This is a genomic window from bacterium (assembly GCA_035281585.1).
Taxonomy (GTDB): domain Bacteria; phylum UBA10199; class UBA10199; order DSSB01; family DSSB01; genus DATEDP01.
The window spans coordinates 1-16,175 of the sequence record DATEDP010000079.1; the positions used below are offsets into that span (position 1 = coordinate 1).

16 protein-coding genes are annotated in these 16,175 nt (G+C 60.3%); 9 read left to right on the top strand and 7 right to left on the bottom strand.

Going from position 1 to position 16,175, the window contains the following annotated elements; all coding sequences use genetic code 11:
• Positions 1-550 precede the first annotated feature (550 nt).
• The 7 genes from VJR29_06280 to rplM form a co-directional block, all read right to left on the bottom strand.
• Complete coding sequence (locus tag VJR29_06280; GenBank protein HKY63006.1) at positions 551-1,012, bottom strand: PTS sugar transporter subunit IIA; 462 nt, start codon at positions 1,010-1,012, stop codon at positions 551-553.
• 170 nt (positions 1,013-1,182) lie between these two features.
• Complete coding sequence (gene raiA / locus VJR29_06285; GenBank protein ID HKY63007.1) at positions 1,183-1,545, bottom strand: ribosome-associated translation inhibitor RaiA; 363 nt, start codon at positions 1,543-1,545, stop codon at positions 1,183-1,185.
• A gap of 76 nt (positions 1,546-1,621) precedes the next feature.
• Positions 1,622-3,085, bottom strand: coding sequence for an RNA polymerase factor sigma-54 (rpoN, locus tag VJR29_06290; protein ID HKY63008.1), 1,464 nt, complete (start codon positions 3,083-3,085; stop codon positions 1,622-1,624).
• Between the two features lie 99 nt (positions 3,086-3,184).
• Positions 3,185-4,864, bottom strand: a complete 1,680-nt coding sequence (locus VJR29_06295) for a CTP synthase (GenBank protein HKY63009.1) — start codon at positions 4,862-4,864, stop codon at positions 3,185-3,187.
• Between the two features lie 110 nt (positions 4,865-4,974).
• Complete coding sequence (argC, locus tag VJR29_06300; protein ID HKY63010.1) at positions 4,975-6,015, bottom strand: N-acetyl-gamma-glutamyl-phosphate reductase; 1,041 nt, start codon at positions 6,013-6,015, stop codon at positions 4,975-4,977.
• A gap of 606 nt (positions 6,016-6,621) precedes the next feature.
• Positions 6,622-7,020: a 30S ribosomal protein S9 gene (gene rpsI, locus VJR29_06305; protein HKY63011.1), complete on the bottom strand. Its 399-nt coding sequence runs from the start codon at positions 7,018-7,020 to the stop codon at positions 6,622-6,624.
• Between the two features lie 24 nt (positions 7,021-7,044).
• On the bottom strand, positions 7,045-7,497 hold the full coding sequence (gene rplM, locus VJR29_06310; GenBank protein HKY63012.1) for a 50S ribosomal protein L13: 453 nt from the start codon (positions 7,495-7,497) through the stop codon (positions 7,045-7,047).
• Positions 7,498-7,658: 161 nt separating this feature from the next.
• Here rplM and VJR29_06315 point away from each other — a divergent pair, with 161 nt between their 5' ends.
• From VJR29_06315 to secG, 9 genes are all read left to right on the top strand, one after another.
• Complete coding sequence (locus tag VJR29_06315) at positions 7,659-8,075, top strand: 4Fe-4S dicluster domain-containing protein (GenBank protein HKY63013.1); 417 nt, start codon at positions 7,659-7,661, stop codon at positions 8,073-8,075.
• Positions 8,072-9,616, top strand: coding sequence for an FAD-binding oxidoreductase (locus VJR29_06320; protein HKY63014.1), 1,545 nt, complete (start codon positions 8,072-8,074; stop codon positions 9,614-9,616). Before VJR29_06315 ends, VJR29_06320 begins: the two co-directional genes overlap by 4 nt.
• A complete protein-coding gene (locus tag VJR29_06325; protein ID HKY63015.1) occupies positions 9,609-10,373 on the top strand; it encodes a hypothetical protein in 765 nt (254 codons plus the stop codon). The genes VJR29_06320 and VJR29_06325 overlap by 8 nt, the downstream gene beginning before the upstream one ends.
• A complete protein-coding gene (locus tag VJR29_06330; protein ID HKY63016.1) occupies positions 10,370-11,485 on the top strand; it encodes a (Fe-S)-binding protein in 1,116 nt (371 codons plus the stop codon). The genes VJR29_06325 and VJR29_06330 overlap by 4 nt, the downstream gene beginning before the upstream one ends.
• The gene (locus VJR29_06335) at positions 11,482-12,426 is read left to right on the top strand and encodes a diacylglycerol kinase family protein (protein ID HKY63017.1); all 945 of its coding nucleotides are present in this window, start codon (positions 11,482-11,484) and stop codon (positions 12,424-12,426) included. Before VJR29_06330 ends, VJR29_06335 begins: the two co-directional genes overlap by 4 nt.
• Before the next feature lie 194 nt (positions 12,427-12,620).
• Positions 12,621-13,622 carry a type I glyceraldehyde-3-phosphate dehydrogenase gene (gap, locus tag VJR29_06340; protein HKY63018.1) on the top strand — a complete coding sequence of 334 codons (1,002 nt, stop codon included), beginning with the start codon at positions 12,621-12,623 and terminating at the stop codon, positions 13,620-13,622.
• Positions 13,622-14,815, top strand: a complete 1,194-nt coding sequence (locus VJR29_06345) for a phosphoglycerate kinase (protein HKY63019.1) — start codon at positions 13,622-13,624, stop codon at positions 14,813-14,815. Before gap ends, VJR29_06345 begins: the two co-directional genes overlap by 1 nt.
• Entirely contained in the window at positions 14,812-15,588 is a 777-nt protein-coding gene (tpiA, locus tag VJR29_06350) for a triose-phosphate isomerase (protein ID HKY63020.1), read from the top strand. Before VJR29_06345 ends, tpiA begins: the two co-directional genes overlap by 4 nt.
• A 2-nt stretch (positions 15,589-15,590) precedes the next feature.
• Positions 15,591-15,971 (top strand): preprotein translocase subunit SecG, encoded by a 381-nt coding sequence (gene secG, locus VJR29_06355; protein HKY63021.1) that lies wholly within the window; start codon positions 15,591-15,593, stop codon positions 15,969-15,971.
• The last annotated feature ends 204 nt before the right edge of the window (positions 15,972-16,175 follow it).

Below are 16,175 nucleotides of genomic sequence, written 5' to 3' on the forward strand. Positions count from 1 at the left end.
GGGAGGGCCGGGGACATCCTCCTCACTTTTTTCCCTGGCCCTCAAGCCGGGCCAGGGAAAGCTTGAACCATCGATGTCTATTGGATGCTTTAGGGTGATCGACGGTTCAAAAGCCGTTCGGAGGAGTCCCCGGCCCTCCCCGACCTACCGCTGTGCCGATCCAAGGTCATCCTGAGCGAAGCGAATACCCAAACTACGGGCACAAGAGATCTGTAACCTCTTTTGGTAGATCATCCACCTTGGGCAGTTATAGATCCTTCGCTTCGCTCAGGATGACAGGCAAGCCGGCACATCGGTAGGGCGGGGTCTGGGGGTGGGGGTGCCTCTCGAAAATATCTCTGCAGGAGGGAGGGCGTAGGAGGGCTCAAAAATCCGACTGAGCAAAAAACTTCGGGGCTGACGAAGGAAGCCACGAAGTTTTATTGCGAAGCGGATTTTTGAGCCTGACTAGCCCGACCGGGCAGAATTTGAGAGAGGCACCCCCACCCCCAGACCCCGACCGGGCAGAGAATCAAGATTTTGCAAAATGGCGACGGGCAGACGAGTCTATCTAGACCTTCTCGTCCTCTTCGGCGATGGCGTTGTAGATCGCCTGGGCGTCGCTCACGTCGAGGAGCTTTTGGCGGAAATGGGCGTCTTTGAGGAGGCGGGAGAGCTTGGCTAAGGCCTTCAAGTGGAGGCCGGCGGTGTTTTCGGGGGCCACCAGGACGAAGAAGAGGTGGGCCGGCTCGCCGTCCTGGGAGTCGAAATCGATGCCCGGCCGGGAACGGCCGAAAGCCGCCACGATCCGGTCGAGGTTGGGCAGCTTGCCGTGGGGGATGGCCACGCCGCTGCCGATGCCGGTCGAGCCGAGCTTTTCCCGCTCAGCCAGGACCTCGCTCAGGGTGTCGACCGGGATGGAAGCCTCGGAGCGAGTCACCGCCTCGGCCAACTCCCGGATAACCCCGTCTTTGTCCCTCGATTTTAGTTCCGGCAAGATCGATTCGACGCGGAGTATATTGGTGATTTTCATAATCTAGGCCCAATCGAATGCGGCACCAAATCCCCTTGGGCTGCGCCTTTATGCCAGCAGTTATCAAATTACAATGAAATTATGCGGGCTTGAAGCAAAAAGGTGAGGCAATTTGGCTAAAAAAAAGGCGGGATCGTCGCCGATCCCGCCTAAAAAAACATCGTTGGTCTTTAATGGAGCTCGTTGGGATGCAGGCCATTCGAGCCCATCGTTGCCTCGAGGACCTCATAGGCTTTGCCCTCGCTCTTGTGGGCTTTGACCTTCTCCTTGTGCTTGCGGATCTGGCCCTCGGCCTTGGAGACCACCTTGTCGATCGAGGTATACATGTCCTGCGATTCCTCGACGCCATGGGCGGTGAAATTCTTGGATTGAACGTTGATCTCGGCGATTTGCCGGATCTTTTCGACCATCAGGATGAAGTGGATTTGGACCGGTTCGACTAAGTACTTTTTAAACTTTTGCGCCTTTTCGATGGCGTGATTGCGGAGGGCTTCGGAAGCAGGCATGTGACGAAAGGTGACCGTGACGTTCATTCAGAGACTCCTTTCCGCGACGTTGGAGAGCGCCGCGTCTAGATGTTGGACCTGTTCACAGCATACGCTGTCCTCGTTAATAAAGTTGCCGGCGTTTTGACGATGGCTGAATTCCCATCAGCTCGCGGTATTTTGCCACCGTTCGTCGGGCAATATCGATGTTTCCGTCCTTGAGCAGCTGGACGATGTCCTGATCGGAGAGGGGCTTCTTCGGATTTTCCTGACCGATGAGGTTTTTAATCTTGGTTTTGATCGTCTCGCTGGCGATCGAATCGCCATCCGAGGTCGTGATCCCGCTATTGAAGAAGTATTTCAGCTCGAAGATCCCGTGGGGAGTGTGCATGTATTTGTTGGTCGTGACGCGTGAGACGGTCGATTCGTGCATCTCGATCTCATTGGCGACGTCGCGCAGGATCATCGGCCTCAGCGCGCTGATCCCCTTTTCGAAGAACTCCTGCTGGAACTTTACGATCGTCTTGGAGGTCCGGTAAAGGGTGCGCTGGCGCTGATGGATGCTGCGGATCAGCCAGATCGCCGAGCGGAGCTTGTTCTGAACATATTCCTTGGTGGCGGAGGCCCCATTGCCGTCCATCATGCTCTTATAGAGCGAGCTGACCTTGAGCTTGGGCAGGCCGTCCTCGTTCAAGACCACCACCCACTCGTTGCCGATCTTGTTCACGTAGACGTCGGGCGTGATGTACTGGGGATCGCTGGTGCTGTATTCGCGGCCGGGCTTGGGCTCCAGCTCTTGAATGATGCGGGCCAGATCTTGAACTTTTTCGAGAGAAATCTTCAGATCCTTGGCGATGCGGAGGTAATCTTTGCGTTCGAGATTGGCCAGGTGGGTGTCGATGATCCGGGCGACCAAATCCTTTTCGGGACCGAGATGGCGGACCTGGACCATCAGGCATTCTTTCAGGTTGCGGGCGCCGACGCCCGGCGGGTCGAATTCTTGGATCTTCCTCAACACCGCTTCGACGGCCTCGGGGCTGGCCTCGCACTTGGCCGCCACGTCTTCCAGGGGATCTTGGAGGTAGCCGTCGTCGTTGATGCAGCCCAGGATCATCGTCCCGATGTTGTTTTCCTCGGGGCTGAGGTTGGAAAGCTGAAGCTGCCACATCAGGTGGTCGAAAAGGCTGGTCTTGCTGGCCAGGGTGTTTTCGTAGGAGGGCAGCTCGTCGATGTGGCTTTGGACGTTCTCGGGGGCGTTGTAGGTGTTGAGGTAGTTGTCCCAATCGAAGTCGGGAGCCTCCTGCTTGAAGTCGCCTTCCTTGCCGCCCACCTCCTGGCTTTCGACCTGGGGAGCGCTGTCGGGCTGGACTTCCATCTCTTGGCGCTCGGCTTGGGCCTCGGGCGATTCCTTGGAAGGCTCTTCCAGCTCCATCCCCTCCTCGAGCAGGGGGTTCTCGAGCATCTCGTTTTGCACCATCTCGACCAATTCCATTTGGGAAAGCTGGAGTAATTTGATGGCTTGCTGAAGCTGGGGCGTGATGACCAGCGATTGGGAGAGCTTAAGATTTTGCTTGATTTCAAGAGCCATAGCTAAAAACCGGAACGTATCTTGCTACAAAAATCATAGAAGGCGCCGGAAAGGATTGTCAAGGCGGGGCTGGGTAAAAATCGATTTTATCGGAAGGATTTAGCCTTCGCCCGATTGCAAAATTTGGTTGCTTTTTTGGGGCGGGTTCGTTTCGTCGACTTTTCGGGCCTTCCAGTGCTGACGCTGGGCGTTGCGCAGGCTGGCCTTGATGAAGTGGGTGAAGAGCGGGTGGGGTGCCATCGGCCGCGACTTGAATTCCGGGTGGAACTGGCAGGCGATGAAGTAAGGATGGCTCGGCAGCTCGACGATCTCGACCAAGACGCCGTCGGGCGAGAGGCCCGAGAAAACCATGCCGCGGTCGCCCAGGCGGTCGCGGTACATATTGTTGAATTCGTAACGGTGGCGGTGGCGCTCGGAAATCTCGCGGTCCTGATAGATCCGTTGGGCCAGCGTGTCCTTCTCGATGGCGCAGGCGTAGGCGCCGAGCCGCATGGTGGCGCCCTTGTTGATGAGCTTTTTCTGCTCTTCCATCAAATCGATGACCGGCTCGGCCGCCTTGGGGTCGAATTCGCGGCTCGAGGCGGTGGGAATCCCGCAGACATTGCGGGCGAACTCGATGCAAGCGAGCTGCATTCCGAGGCAGATGCCGAAAAATGGGACCTGGTTTTCCCGGGCATATTGAATGGCCAGGATTTTCCCCTGGATTCCGCGGTCGCCGAAGCCGCCGGGCACCAAAATCCCGTCGATGCCTTCAAACTCCTTGGTCAAATCCTTCCCGACCAGCTCCTCGCTGTCGTAGAACTTGAGATTGACTTTGGTTTCGGTGGCGAAGCCGCCGTGTTTCAAGGCTTCGTTGAGGCTTTTATAGCTGTCGGTCAGGTTGACGTATTTGCCGACCACCCCGATGGTGACCTCGTTCTTGGGATGGTGGATCTTTTCGACCAATTCCTTCCAATCGAGGAGGTCGGGGGTCCGGGTCCAGATGTTGAGCAGCTCGACGATCTTCTCGTCGACGCCTTCCTCATGAAAGCAGAGGGGGACCTCATAGATCGAGGCGACGTCCTTGGCGGTGAAGACGCAATCGGGGCTCAAGTTGCAGAACATCGCGATCTTGGTCTTGATCTCCTTGCTCAGGTCGGTCTCGGTCCGGCAGAGCAGGATATCGGGCTGGATACCGATCTCGCGGAGCTTTTGGACGCTGTGCTGGGAGGGCTTGGTCTTCAGCTCGCCGGCGGCCGCGATGTAAGGCACCAGGGTCAGGTGGATGTACAGGGTGTTCTCTTTGCCGACGTCGTAGCGGAATTGGCGAATGGCTTCGAGGAAGGGCAGGCTTTCGATGTCGCCGACGGTGCCGCCGATCTCGACCATCACCAAATCGACCCCTTCGGCGACCCGGAGGATCGCCGCTTTGATCTCATCGGTGATGTGGGGAATGACTTGAACGGTTTTGCCTAAGTACTCGCCCTTGCGCTCTTTTTGAATGACCGAATCGTAAATCTTGCCGGTGGTGACGTTGTTGCGCTTGGAAAGCTTGGCCCGGGTGAAGCGCTCGTAATGGCCCAAGTCGAGATCGGTCTCGGCGCCGTCGTCGGTGACGAAAACCTCGCCGTGCTGAAAGGGGTTCATCGTGCCGGGGTCGACGTTGATATAAGGATCGAGCTTGAGGATGGTGATCTTGAGGCCGCGATTTTCGAGGAGGGCTCCGATGCTGGCGGTGGCGAGACCTTTACCGAGAGAGGAAACAACGCCTCCGGTGGTAAAGATGAACTTCGTTTTCATCACGCTCCTCCGAAACCAGGGGTTTCTTTCCTATAACAAACTGCCTTCGGTCGCGTCAAAACCTAATCCCGGGTTTGGATTAAAAACTTGTGGATAAGATTGTAGGCGGGTCAAGCCAAGGGCGCGGCGGCTTCGAGGCCCAACTTTTCGTCGAAGCCGAAACGGAGATTCATGTTCTGCACGGCTTGGCCCGACGCACCCTTGGTGAGGTTGTCGATCACGCTGACTACCAGGATCTTGTCGGTCCGAGCGTCATAATGAACGCCGAGATGGCAATCGTTGGTGAAGCGCACGTCGCGAGTCGCTGGGAAATCGCCGAGCGGCTTGACTCGGACGAAGGGCTCCTCTTTATAGAAGTCGACAAAAAGGGCGTGGAGCTTCTCGGGGCTCATCTTCTCCCGCGGCTTGGCGTAAATCGTGGACAGAATTCCCCGATCCATCGGGATCAGATGGGGCGTGAAAATGATCGCCACCGGTTCGCCGGCCAGCGCACTCAACTCCTGCTCGATCTCCGGCGTGTGGCGGTGCTTGCCGATGCCGTAGGTCTTGATCGACTCGTTCACTTCGCAAAAGAGGCTGTCGGTCTTGGCGGCCCGGCCGGCGCCGGAGGTTCCGGATTTGGAATCGCAGACGATCGAGTCGAGATGAATCGCCTTGGCTTTGAGCAGCGGCGCCAGGCCCAGGATATTGGTTGTGGGATAGCAGCCGGGATTGGCGATGAGGTCGGCCTGCTTGATTTTTTCCCGATACAGTTCGGGCAGTCCGTAGACCGCTTCCTTAAGGATGCCCTTGGCGACGTGAGGTCCGTACCACTTTTCGTACACGGAGTCTTCCCGGAGCCGGAAGTCGGCGCTGAGGTCGATGACCACCTTCTTCATGTCCCGGAAAGCTTGGGCCGCTTCCATCGCTTCGTGGTGGGGGAGGCCGAGGAAAATCAGCTCGGCCTTTTCGGCGATCGCCTTGGGGTTGAGCGCTTCGAGCGGGAGGTCGAGCTTGCCTTGATAGGCGGGGAAGACCTTGCTGAAGGTTTCGCCGGCGCTGCGCTCGCTGGTTAGGGCGGCGATCTTCACCTTGGGATGATTCAGCAGGATGCGGGCGAGCTCCAGGCCGGTGTAACCGGTGGCTCCGACGATGGCGACGTTGAGGCTCATAGGCTTTAGGTTTATCGAAGCGACGGCCTTGTAGCAAGGGCCTTTAGCGCCGCGTTTGCGGTGCTGCGATGGTTTCGGCGCTGGCTTGGTTGCTTCTGCCCGGTCGGGGTCCGGGTGGGAGTACCTCTCTCAGAATTCTGCCCGGTCGGGCTTTCGGGCTAAAAAATCCGCTTCGCCATAAAACTTGGTGGCTTCCTTCGTCAGCCCCCAAGTTTTTTGCTCCGTCGGATTTTTTGCCCCTCCTACGCCCTCCCTCCTGCAGAGATATTCTGAGAGAGGTACTCCCACCCGGACCCCGACCTACCACTTTGCTGTTATTGATTGAACCAGCACAGAGGTAGGGAGGGGGGATCGGGGGACTCCTCGGAACGGCTTTTGGGCCGTCGATCACCCTAAAGCATCCAATAGATATCGACGGACCAAGCTTTCCCTGGCCCGGCTTGAGGGCCAGGGAAAAAAGTGAAGAGGACGTCCCCCGATTCCCCCTCCCGGGCAGAAAGTCGGTCGTGGGCGGCATCACCAAACAAAGCGACAAAGCCAACGATCAGGGCACAAACAAAAACGCCGGCGCGAGGCCGGCGTTTCGTTACCCCAAAAGGTAGAATCTTAACGCTTGCTGTACTGCGTGCGCTTGCGGGCGCCGCGGAGGCCGTATTTCTTGCGCTCCTTGACGCGGGCGTCGCGAGTGAGGAAGCCGGCTTTGCGCAGCGGCTTGCGGTAATCCGGGTTCATCGCGAGCAGGGCCCGCGAGATGCCGTGGCGCAGGGCGCCGGCTTGGCCGGAGAGGCCGCCGCCGGTGAGGGTGGCGTTGACGTTGAACTTGTTGAGGTTGCCGGTCACCTCGAAGGGCTGCAGGATCACCATGCGGCTGGTGGCGCGGCCGAAGTAGTTTTCGAGGCCGTCGCGGCCGTTGATGACGAATTGGCCGTCGCCCGGGCTTAAGATGATGCGGGCGGCTGAGCTCTTGCGTTTTCCGGTTCCGTTGAATTTCTTGGTCGTGGCCATTCGGCGAATCCTATCTAAAAAAAATTAGGAGCGATACTGGCGATTGCGCAGCGCCAACACTTCAGGGGTTTGAGACGCGTGGGGATGAGCCTCGCCGGCATAAATCTTGAGCTTCTTGAGCTGTTTCTTGCCGAGGAAGGTCTTGGGCAGCATGCCCTTGACCGCACGGTAGATGAGGTCCTCGGGATGACGCTCGAGCAGCTTCTCGGCGGTGTACTCCTTCAAGCCTCCGATGTATTCGGAGTGATGGTAGTACATCTTTTCCTTCATCTTGTTGCCGGTCAGGCGGATGTCGCGGGCATTGATCGCGACGACGAAGTCACCGGTATCCTGGTGCGGGGTGAAGTTGGCCTTGGTCTTTCCGCGGAGGATCATGGCGATCTGGCTGGCGGCGCGGCCCAAAACCTGACCCTTCAGGTCGATCAGGACCCACTTGCGGGGGGTCTTTTCTTTAATGAAACTCTTGGTCAGGCCCATATAAAAACCTAATGCTTTCGGGTTGATAACAACGATCTCTTAAAAAAGAGGCCGGATACTAGCCACACGCTAAATCCAAAGTCAATGACAAATAAAATCAGGCTAAGTGGGCATAAACTTTTGACTTTTAAGGATTTTTGGCGCGGATTAGGATGTGCCGAATGGGTGCCATCTGGGCTAAAATCAATCTCGCCTTCACCTTCCTGAAGCACATGATCCGGAAGCCTTTTCACCGCACCGGCTACCGGCTTTTCATGGAGAATTACCGGGCCGACCGGCTGCTGCCGCTCAGCTCGGTCGACAAGGACTGGCTGCTGCGCTTCTCGCGCTGCTTCAACTGCGGCCTTTGCGACTCGGCCTGCCCGGCGATGCTGACCGTTCCGCGGGAGGAATTTCCGGGACCGAGCTACCTGGTGACGACCTTGACCCGCTCGACTCCCGATTTTTGGGCGGCCCGGATCGACTTCAGCCTCTGCGAGGGTTGCCGGCGCTGCGAAGAGGTCTGCCCCAATGAAGTTCCGGTCAAAGAAGCCTTGGAGTTCATCGAGGCCAAGACGGTCAAGAGGAACGCCTCATGAAATTGGCTCCGGCCCCTGAAAAATTGACCCGTGACCTGGGAAAGCTCTTGCGGCCCGATCAAGTCAGCGCGGCCGATTCCCACCGGCTCAGCTATGGCCGCGACTCCAACAGCAAAGCGATGCTCTGGGTGCGGCAGAACGAGGTTAAGTTTCCGCCCTGGGCGGTGGTGTGGCCCGAGACCAGCCGGGAGGTCGCCGAAGTCGCGGCCTTCGCCAATGAGCGCGGCGTGCCGCTGATTCCCTTCGGCGGCGGCTCTGGCGTCTGCGGCGGCACTTGGGCCCTGCGCGGCGGCATCGCTCTCGACATGAAGCGGATGAGCCGGCTGCTGAAGGTGAACACCCAGGCGATGGAAATTCGGGCCCAGACCGGCATCAACGGCGAAATCCTCGAGCGGGAGCTCCAGCGCAAGAGCCTCACCCTCGGTCATTTCCCCTCCTCGATCTACGTCGCGACCCTGGGCGGCTACCTGGCTTGCCGCTCGGCCGGCCAATTCTCCTCGCGCTACGGCAAGATCGAGGACATGGTCGAATCGATCGAGGTGGTTTTGGCCGATGGCGAGATCGCCGAGCTGGGCTCGGTGAAAGAGGTCCCCGGCGCCTTGGATTTGAAGGAGCTCTTCCTCGGCAGCGAGGGAACCTTGGGGGTCTTGACCGAAGCAACGCTGCGAGTTCATCCCTTGCCGGAGAAAGACCTTTATTGGGGCTTTCAATTTCCCAGCCTCGAAGCCGGATTGGGGGCGATGCGCCGCCTCCTCCAGAGCGGTTTGAGGCCCTCGGTGCTTCGGCTCTATGACGAGCTCGACACCAAGATCTTTCTCAGCCATGGCGAAGAGAGCACCGAAAATTGGTGGCAGAGCTTGATCGGAAGACGGACCGAGCCGCTGTTGAATTGGACCAAGGAGCTCTCGCTCAAATTTGCCTTGAAGAACCCGAGCCTGCTGCGGGCCGGCTTGGCCTTGCTGCCGCGGGCTTGCCTCTTGATCCTCGGTTTCCAAGGCAAGACCGAGGAGGTCATGCGCTGGGCCCGCCGGGCCGGCTCGATTTGCGCCGCGGCCAAGGGGAAGGATCTGGGCGAGAAGCCGGGCCGGCGCTGGTTGGAGCATCGTTACAGCGTCTCCTATAAGCTTTCCCCGCTCTTCGATGCCGGTTATTTCGCCGACACGATGGAAGTGGCCACCACCTGGGACCGGCTCGACGGGCTCTACGAGTCGATCCGCCAGGCGATGGGGCGCCACGCCCTGGTCATGGCTCATTTCAGCCATGCCTATCCCGAGGGCTGCTCGATTTATTTCACCTTCATCGCCTACCGCGACAAGGAGGCCGAGAACGAAAAGCTCTACGGCCAAATTTGGCGCGAGGCCCTCAAGGCCTGCGTCGCCGCCGGCGGCACCATCAGTCACCACCACGGCGTGGGCATCCTGAAGGCCGAGTTCATGCCCCAGGAATGGGGCCAGGCTTGGCCCTGGCTCAAGTCGATGAAGGCGGCGCTCGATCCGCGGAACATCCTCAATCCGGGAAAGCTGGGGTTCGCCGATGCTTGAGATCGACGAAATTTCGCTGCTGGCCACCGCCGACACCGATGTCGTCTTGGCCGATCTCGAAGAGCAGCTCGGCCGCCAGGGCTACACCCTGAACTACTTCGCCTATCCGGATAACCGGGCCTTGCTGGCCGAAGCCTTGAGCCGGCGCTTGCCCAACCTTTACCGGGCGGCTTTCGGGGGCATCGAGGACCTGGCTCTCCAGGTGAAATGGGCCCAAAGCGGCGGCGAAGTTTTCAGCAACGTCGCGACCCCGCGCTCGGCCGCCGGGCCCAGCCTCAAGAAGATGGCGATCGGCTCCGCCGATTGGTTGGGCTTGCCGATCCTGGCCGTCCTCCGCGTTTTCCCCCAACCCGAGGAGCGGCAGCAGCTTTTCGCCGCCTTCGTGCGCGAGGAAGGAATGGAGCAATTCCTCCGCGGGCTCCAGCGCGCCGGCTTGGTCCTGCCGCTCAGCGCCCGGCTCCCGACCGCCGTGGCCGCCGAGCATTTCGCCGGCGTCGGTCTTTTTGAAGCGGTCTGGGGCGGCGCCGCTTGGGGCCTGGGCGAGGAAGTCGAAGCCCTGCTCGAGGAGGTGGAATCCGGGCTCCTGGCCAAGGGCGGCCGGATCTTGGAGTTGAAGGAAAATTCCGACGAGGAAAAGGTCGCTCAGCTCCTGCATCGCGCGGCCCTCGACGAGCTGGGCGCCCGAATCGAAAAATCCGAAAGCCGCCTGCCGGCGGCTCACCGCCGCTTGATGGCCCGCCTCAAGGAGGGAGCTTGAGAAGCAACCTCAAAAAGATGATGGACTACTGCACCTTCTGCCCGAAGATGTGCCGCTTCAGCTGCCCCACCGCCGAGGCGACCCAAGTCGAGACCTTCACGCCCTGGGGCAAGATGGAGATCGGGCGCTGGCTGGTCGACAAGACGCTGCCCCTGAGCCAAGACTTGGCGGCCGCACTCTACCAGTGCACGAATTGCCTGCACTGCCAGCGCTACTGCGAGCACGACAACGACGTGCCCTCGGCTTTGGCCGAGGTCCGGCGCATCGCGGTGGAGAACTACGCCGCCCCGCCGGCGGTCTACGAAGTCGAGAGCCGTTTCGCCCAAGCCAACAATCCCTATGGCCGCGACCTCTATGCCGAGACCCGAAAGCATTGGCCGGAGTCGGTGCCCCAGAGCGGGGGCCAGGTGCTTTTCTTCCCCTCCTGCCATACCTTGCGCCATTTCCCGGAAAGGCTCGGGACCTATTTCGAAATCTTCCGCAAGCTTGACATCCACGGGGTCCAGCTCAGCGAGCCCGACCTGCAGTGCTGCGGCGCGCCGCTCGACGCCCTCGGCTTCGCCGGCGAGTTTCAAGAGGTCGCCGAAGTCCAGTACCACGCTTTGGGCGGCTTCCAATGGGTCGTCACCGACGGACCGGAGTGCGGCCACATTTTGAAGAAAAGGTATCCCGAGCTCTCGCTGCCCTTGGGCAAGCAGGCCCTCCATTTGATGGAATTCCTGGCGCCCTACTTCCTCAATTCGAATTACCGCAGCCGAGGCAAGGCCAAGGCCCGGATCGCCTATCACGATCCGCCTTATCTGAGCCGCTATCTCGGCTTGAGCGAGCTGCCGCGCCGCCTGCTCGGCGAGCTGACCGGCTTCGCCCCGCTGGAGCTTTCTTGGAGCGGCGAGGACACTTTGAGCGCCGGCACCGAGGGCGCCTATGCTTGGATCTTTCCGGAGGCGGCCGAGAAGATCGCCCGTCGAACGGTCGAGGAAGTCGAGAGCCGCGGCATCGGCAAGCTCCTCACCGCCGATGCCTTGGAGGAAGCCATGTTCAAGTCGCTGAAGCCGAGCTTCGAGGTCCAGGACTTCTTCGAATTCCTGAACGAGCAGCTTTTATCCGAATGATGAAAAATATTTGCTTCATCGTGAACCCAGCCTCGCGGAGCGGCAAGAGCGGCCGCTTGATCGAGAGTCTCCGTCATTATTTGGAGCAAAAGCTGCCCGATAGCGAGATGCTCTTCACCGAGGGTCCGAACCACGCCGTGGAGTTGACTCGCTGGGCGGTTGAGGAGGGCTATCGCCGGCTGGTCGCCGTCGGCGGCGACGGCACCTTGAACGAGGTTGCCAACGGAATTTTAGACCTCCCGGCCAAGCAGCAGCCGGCCCTCGGGGTCATCGCCACCGGCACCGGCGGCGATTTCGCCCGGCGCCTCCGCGAGCTCTACTCGTTCCCGAAAGACTTCTCTTGGCTCCACCGACTCCGCGAAACCACGATCGACGCCGGCGCGGTGGCGATGGAGGATCTCGAGGGCCGGCCCTCGAGCCGCCATTTTCTCAACGTCGCCGACGCCGGGATCTCCGGCGAGGTGGTCCGGCGGGTCAATGCCTCGCCCAAGCGCTTCGGGACCTTGGAATACTTGGTCGCCACCCTCCGCAGCGTGCGAAGCTTCGAGCCGCCGCGGGTCCTGGTCCGGACCGAGGACGCCAAGGGCCGGACTCGCCAAAGCGAAGTCGACCTGCTGCTGGCGGTGGTGGCCAACGGCCGCTACTTCGGCGGCGGGATGTGCATCGCGCCGCAGGCCGAGCTTGACGATGGCCGGCTTGATTTCCTCGTCGCCGACCGTCTGCCCTACACCTCGCTTTTGGCCCAGCTGCCCCGGGTTTACCGCCGGCTCCGCTTCGAGCATCCCAAAGTCCGCTACAGCGAGGGCCGGGCCTTGAGTTTGGAAGCCCAGACTGGTGAAATCCCCCTGGACCTGGATGGCGAGTTTTTCCGGGTCCGAAAAGCCGCCTTCCGGATCTTGCCGCGGGCATTAAGGGTTTTGGTTCCCGTACTGTCATCCTGAGGAGCGAAGCGACGAAGGATCTTAAACCACCCAAGGCAGTCGCAGGTCCTTCCCCCCAGTCTCTCTCGAACCTGACGGCGTTCGACTGGGGCCCCCGCTCAGGATGACGGTTGTTGCAGGATTGACACCCCGGTAACCCTGTGTATTAATGCGCCGGCCTTAAACAGGCCTAACTTATGGAGTTTTAAAGAATTATGTCCTTACGCCTCGCCCTCAACGGCTTCGGCCGAATCGGCCGCACCATCTTCCGTCTCGCCGTCAACGACCCCGATGTCCAGATCGTCAAGATCAATGACCTAGCCCCCACCCAGGACTTGGCCCATTTGCTGAAATTCGACTCGGTCCATGGCCGTTTCGAAGGCGAGGTCAAGACCTCGGAAAACCGGATCGAGGTGAACGGCAAGTCGATCGAATGCAGCAAGATTTCCGACGTCACCAAGCTCGACTGGAAGGGCGTGGACATCGTCCTCGAATGCACCGGCCGGCTCGATGGCAAGGCCGATTGCATCAACCACCTCAAGGGCGGCGCCAAGAAGGTCATCATCAGCGCCCCGGCCGACGACGCCGACCTGACCATCGTCTACGGCGTCAACCACACCAAATACGACCCGGCCAACCACCAGATCCTGTCCAACGCTTCCTGCACCACCAACTGCCTGGCGCCGGTGGTCAAGATCCTGGACGAGAGCATCGGGGTGAAGCGCGGCCTCATGACCACCGTCCACAGCTACACCAACGACCAGCGGATCATCGACGGCGGTCACAAGGATCCGCGGCGGGCCCGAGCCGGCGCCATCAACATGATCCCGACCAGCACCGGCGGCGCCAAGGCGATCGGCTTGGTCCTGCCCAGCCTGAAGGGCAAGCTCGACGGAATGGCGATCCGGGTGCCGACGCCCAATGTCTCCTTGGTCGATTTCGTCGCCGAGCTGAACGCTCCGACCGATGCCAAGGCCGTCAACGCCCTCTTCGAGAAGGCGGCGGCTTCGGGGCCGCTCAAGGGGATCTTCGATTACTCGACCGAGCCCCTGGTCAGCACCGATTACAACGGCTCGCGCTTCTCTTCGGTGGTCGACGGCTTGTCCACCAAGGTGATGGAAGGAAACCTGGTCAAGGTCCTTTCGTGGTACGATAATGAGACCGGCTTCAGCCAACGGATGCTCGATTTAGCCCATTACATCGGCAAGAGCTTGTAATGATCAAAAGCCTTCAAGAATTGGAGCTCAAGGAGAAGCGGGTCTTCGTGCGGGTCGATTTCAACGTCCCGCTCGACAAGCAGGGCGTCATCCAGGACGACGCCCGCATCGTCGCCAGCCTGCCGACCTTGCGCCATGCCTTGGCGGCCGGGGCCAAGCTCATCGTCGCTTCCCACTTGGGCCGGCCCAAGGGCCAGCCCGATCCCAAATACAGCCTGATGCCGGTGGCGGCGCGGCTCTCCGAGCTCTTGGAGCGCGAGGTGACCTTTCCCGAGGATTGCGTCGGCGACGCCGTCAAGAAGCTGGTCACCGAGATGCGCGAAGGCGAGATCATCCTCTTGGAGAACCTCCGCTTCCATCCCGAGGAAGAGGCCAACGATCCGATTTTCAGCGAGCGCCTGGCGGCGCTGGCCGACGTCTACATCAACGACGCTTTCGGCACCCTCCACCGGGCCCATGCTTCGACGGTGGGAATGGTCCCGCTGGTCAAGGAGAAGGCGGCCGGCCTCTTGGTCCTCAAGGAAGTTCAGGTCTTGAGCCGTTTGCTCCACGAGCCGGAGCGGCCCTTCATCGCGATCCTGGGCGGGGCCAAGGTTTCGGACAAGCTCGGCGTGATCGAGAACCTGCTTCGGCTGGTCGACGGCCTGCTGATCGGCGGCGCGATGGCTTACACTTTTTTGAAGGCCCAAGGCGTCGAGGTCGGCAACTCGCTGGTCGAGGACGCCAAGATTCACACCGCCGCCAAGCTCTTGGAGCGGGCCAAAGTGAAGGACATTCGCTTCGAGCTGCCCCAGGATCATGTCGTGGGGAAAGAGCTGAAGCCGGGGACCGATTTCAAGACCACCTCCGGTCCCAACATTCCCCAGGGCTGGATGGGGCTCGATATCGGGCCCAAGACCGTCGAGGAGTTCGCGGCCCAGATCGCCAAAGCCAAGACCGTGCTGTGGAACGGCCCGCTGGGCGCCTTTGAAATTCCGCCATTCGAAAAAGGCAGCGTCGAAATCGCCCGGGCCCTGGCTTCTTGCCCGGGAATGACCGTGGTCGGCGGCGGCGATTCGCTGTCGGCGGTGAAGGCCGCCGGGGTCGGCGAGAAGCTCAGCCATCTTTCGACCGGCGGCGGAGCCACCTTGGAATTTCTTGAGGGTAAAACTTTGCCGGGCCTCAAGGCCCTGGAAATCGAGAGCGCCACGTGATTCCTGATCTGCGCCGGCCCATGATCGTCGGCAATTGGAAGATGAACAACACCGTCGCCGAGGCGATCAAGCTGGTCACCTCGCTGAAGAACCTCATCGCCGACTACGCCCATATCGACGTCGCGGTGGCGCCGCCCTATACCGCGCTCTATTCGGTCTCGGTGGCCCTGTCCGACACCAATATGGCTCTGGCCGCCCAGAACATGTTCTGGGAAGAGGAGGGAGCTTTCACCGGCGAGATCGCCGGGCCTTTCCTGAAGGAAGTCGGCTGCGATTACGTGATTTTGGGCCACTCCGAGCGGCGCAACATCTTCGGCGAGACCGACAAAATGGTGAATCAGAAGCTCCAGGCCGCCTTAAAAAGTGACCTAATTCCAATCCTTTGCGTCGGCGAAAACCTCGCCCAGCGGGAAAAGGGCAGCACCTTGGAAGTGATCGAGGGCCAGCTCAAAGCCGACTTGGACGACGTCGCCATGCACGATTTTGAAAAGATGATCTTGGCCTATGAGCCGGTTTGGGCTATCGGCACCGGCCGGACGGCGAAGCCGGAGCAGGCCGGGGAGGTCCACCACTTCATCCGAAGCTGGCTGACCAAGCATTACGACGCTCCCACCGCGAACCGGGTCCGGCTGCTCTACGGCGGCTCGGTCAACCCGGACAACGCGCCGGCGCTGATGAAAGAGACCCACGTCGACGGGCTCTTGGTCGGAGGGGCCTCGCTCGATGCCGAGAGCTTCGCCAAGATCGTCAAGTTTGAAGAGAGGATGAGCTAGAGATGGAAACCGCAATCTTGATCGTGCACTACGTCGTGTGCGTGTTTTTGGTGATCGTGATCCTGCTGCAGGCGGGCAAGGGCGCCGACATGGGGGCGGCCTTCGGCGGTTCCTCTCAAACCGTCTTCGGATCCCGCGGTGCCGCCACCTTCCTCAGCAAGCTGACCACCGGCGTTGCCATCGTCTTTCTCCTCACCTCGGTTTCCTTGGCCAGCATTTCCCGCAAGCGGACTCGCTCTTACTTTGAGACCGCGACCGATGCGGTGCCGGTGTCGACGCCGGCGCCGGTCGCCACGCCGGGCCTGGCGGTCGCTCCCGCCGGCACTCCGGTTCCCGCTGCTTCCCCTGCTGCTTCTCCGGCGGGGACGCCCACTCCTCAATAGCTCTGTTGATGCTGCCGGCTTTTGTCTTTTTGCCCGGTCGGGGTCGGGGTGGGGATGCCTCTCCCAGAATTCTGCCCGGTCGGGCTACTCAGTCCGAAAAATCCGCTTCGCCATAAAACTTAGTGGCTTCCTTCGTCAGCCCCTAAGTTTTTGGCTCCGTCGGATTTTTCGGCCTTCATACGCCCTCCCTCCTGCAGAGATATT

Bases quoted from the DNA above. Each gene is read 5' to 3' on its own strand.
- VJR29_06280 (HKY63006.1), bottom strand. From the start codon at position 1,012: ATGAAAATCACCAATATACTCCGCGTCGAATCGATCTTGCCGGAACTA.
- raiA (HKY63007.1), bottom strand. From the start codon at position 1,545: ATGAACGTCACGGTCACCTTTCGTCACATGCCTGCTTCCGAAGCCCTC.
- rpoN (HKY63008.1), bottom strand. From the start codon at position 3,085: ATGGCTCTTGAAATCAAGCAAAATCTTAAGCTCTCCCAATCGCTGGTC.
- VJR29_06295 (HKY63009.1), bottom strand. From the start codon at position 4,864: ATGAAAACGAAGTTCATCTTTACCACCGGAGGCGTTGTTTCCTCTCTC.
- argC (HKY63010.1), bottom strand. From the start codon at position 6,015: ATGAGCCTCAACGTCGCCATCGTCGGAGCCACCGGTTACACCGGCCTG.
- rpsI (HKY63011.1), bottom strand. From the start codon at position 7,020: ATGGCCACGACCAAGAAATTCAACGGAACCGGAAAACGCAAGAGCTCA.
- rplM (HKY63012.1), bottom strand. From the start codon at position 7,497: ATGGGCCTGACCAAGAGTTTCATTAAAGAAAAGACCCCCCGCAAGTGG.
- VJR29_06315 (HKY63013.1), top strand. From the start codon at position 7,659: ATGGGTGCCATCTGGGCTAAAATCAATCTCGCCTTCACCTTCCTGAAG.
- VJR29_06320 (HKY63014.1), top strand. From the start codon at position 8,072: ATGAAATTGGCTCCGGCCCCTGAAAAATTGACCCGTGACCTGGGAAAG.
- VJR29_06325 (HKY63015.1), top strand. From the start codon at position 9,609: ATGCTTGAGATCGACGAAATTTCGCTGCTGGCCACCGCCGACACCGAT.
- VJR29_06335 (HKY63017.1), top strand. From the start codon at position 11,482: ATGATGAAAAATATTTGCTTCATCGTGAACCCAGCCTCGCGGAGCGGC.
- gap (HKY63018.1), top strand. From the start codon at position 12,621: ATGTCCTTACGCCTCGCCCTCAACGGCTTCGGCCGAATCGGCCGCACC.
- VJR29_06345 (HKY63019.1), top strand. From the start codon at position 13,622: ATGATCAAAAGCCTTCAAGAATTGGAGCTCAAGGAGAAGCGGGTCTTC.
- secG (HKY63021.1), top strand. From the start codon at position 15,591: ATGGAAACCGCAATCTTGATCGTGCACTACGTCGTGTGCGTGTTTTTG.